The organism is uncultured Campylobacter sp., assembly GCF_937890585.1.
Taxonomy (GTDB): domain Bacteria; phylum Campylobacterota; class Campylobacteria; order Campylobacterales; family Campylobacteraceae; genus Campylobacter_A.
In genome coordinates this window covers 1-1,917 of record NZ_CALACG010000120.1, presented here as the reverse complement: position 1 = coordinate 1,917, position 1,917 = coordinate 1, and the positions used below count along the sequence as shown (strand labels likewise).

The window sequence follows — 1,917 nt, the reverse complement described above, 5'->3', positions numbered from 1 at the left end:
AAAACACTCTCTTGGCTAAAAGAAATTTTCGCCTAAATGGCAAGCCAAATTTGAGAGTAAATTTATAAATTTTGGCTAAAATCTCATCAATTTTTTCAAAAAAAGGTAAGTTTTGAAAGGCATTCTCTTCACGCTGGCCCTGCTTTGCATCGGGCTTTATGCGTATTCGTTTTATTTTTTAGTGACCGTTTTAGCCATTAGTTTTCTCATATTTTTTCACGAGCTTGGCCACTTTTTAGTAGCAAGAATGCTCGGCGTCAAAGTAAATACCTTTAGCATCGGCTTTGGCGAGAAAATTTACACCAAAAACGTTGGCGACACCGACTACTGCCTAAGCGCTATCCCACTTGGCGGATACGTGCAGCTAAAAGGGCAAGACGACACCGACCCAAAGGCTAAAAACTACGACGCGGACAGCTACAACGTACTAAGTCCGGTAAAGCGTATCTACATCCTTTTTGCAGGGCCATTTTTTAACTTTATCTTGGCGTTTTTCATATACATTTTGCTTGGATTTATCGGCGTTGAGAGGCTTGCACCAAGCGTTGGGCACATAGCTGAAGGTTCAGCAGCTGCGAGCGCAGGTCTAGTTAAAAACGATAAAATTTTAGCGATAAATGGCGTAAAAATAAACGAGTGGGACGAGATCAGTAAAAATGTAAAACTTGAGCCAAGCACCATTTTGATATACCGCAACGGCTCGTCACTAACTATAAATTTAACACCAAAGATAGGCGAGACGATAAATTTATTTAATGAAAAGGTGCAGCGCCCACTAATAGGCATCTCTCCAAATGGCGAAGTGGTGAAAATTTATCACACAGGTCTTGGTAGCCTTAAATTTGCCTTTGGCGAGACGATCGAGGCTTCAAAGCTCATCTTTAAAAGCTTTGAAAAGCTAGTCGTTGGAGCTGTACCGCTAAAAGAGGTCGGTGGTATTGTGCAGATCGCCGATGTCACTTCAAAGGCCGCTAAGATCAGCCTTAGCGTGCTACTAACCATCGTGGCGCTCATCTCTGTAAATTTAGGCGTGCTAAACCTCTTTCCGATCCCTGCGCTTGATGGCGGGCACATTTTATTTAACATTTATGAACTAATTTTTAGACGCGAGGTAAATGAGCGGGTGCTTGTCGTACTCACCTACTGCGGCTGGGCGCTACTGCTTGGCATAATGGTGCTCGCAACCTTTAACGACATTATGAGATTAAGCGGAGGTTTATGATGATAGTTTTAAAAGAGCTGCTTGAAAAGATCGAAAATTTAAGCAAAGATGTGATGCTAGTTGCCGTTAGCAAAAACGTGACATGCAATGAAGTAAGGGAGCTTTACGCACAAGGGCAGAGAAATTTTGGCGAAAACAGAGTCCAAGAGCTAGCCAAAAAAGAGCTAGAGCTGCAAGATTTTGCTGGCATCAAATGGCACATGATCGGCCGTCTACAAAACAATAAAATCAATCAAATGATAAGCCTAAAGCCAGTGCTTTGGCAAAGCTGCGATAGCTTCGAAAGAGCCATAGAGGTTGATAAAAGACTTAGCTACAAGCTAGATACTTTACTTCAGATAAACTCGGCCGATGAAGACACAAAGCAAGGTGTGAGCGTCGCAAATGCGGCTGAAATTTATGAGCGTATCCAAAGTGAGTGCAAAAATATAAATTTAAAAGGCGTGATGAGCATCGGAGCGCATGTGGATGAGCCAAAAGAGGTACAAAAAAGCTTTGAGCTAACATATAAAATTTATGAGAGCCTAAAACCAAAAGGCGCAAGCATCTGCTCGATGGGCATGAGTAGCGACTTCGAACTAGCGATAAAATGCGGCTCAAACATGATCCGCCTTGGAACGATGCTTTATTTGTAAATTTTGTTCTTAAATTTTGCCATTTTAGAAGTATCTATCAAATTTTAAAATTAGAGCTAG

2 protein-coding genes are annotated in these 1,917 nt (G+C 41.7%); both read left to right on the top strand.

The window, feature by feature from the left end; genetic code table 11:
- The first annotated feature begins 112 nt into the window (after positions 1–112).
- The gene (gene rseP / locus Q0296_RS03505; RefSeq protein WP_298036582.1) at positions 113–1,222 is read left to right on the top strand and encodes an RIP metalloprotease RseP; all 1,110 of its coding nucleotides are present in this window, start codon (positions 113–115) and stop codon (positions 1,220–1,222) included.
- Positions 1,219–1,857, top strand: coding sequence for a YggS family pyridoxal phosphate-dependent enzyme (locus tag Q0296_RS03500; RefSeq protein WP_298036579.1), 639 nt, complete (start codon positions 1,219–1,221; stop codon positions 1,855–1,857). Before rseP ends, Q0296_RS03500 begins: the two co-directional genes overlap by 4 nt.
- The last annotated feature ends 60 nt before the right edge of the window (positions 1,858–1,917 follow it).

What these genes read in the sequence shown, in the direction of transcription:
- Q0296_RS03500 (WP_298036579.1), top strand. Translation starts at nt 1,219, where the DNA reads ATGATGATAGTTTTAAAAGAGCTGCTTGAAAAGATCGAAAATTTAAGC.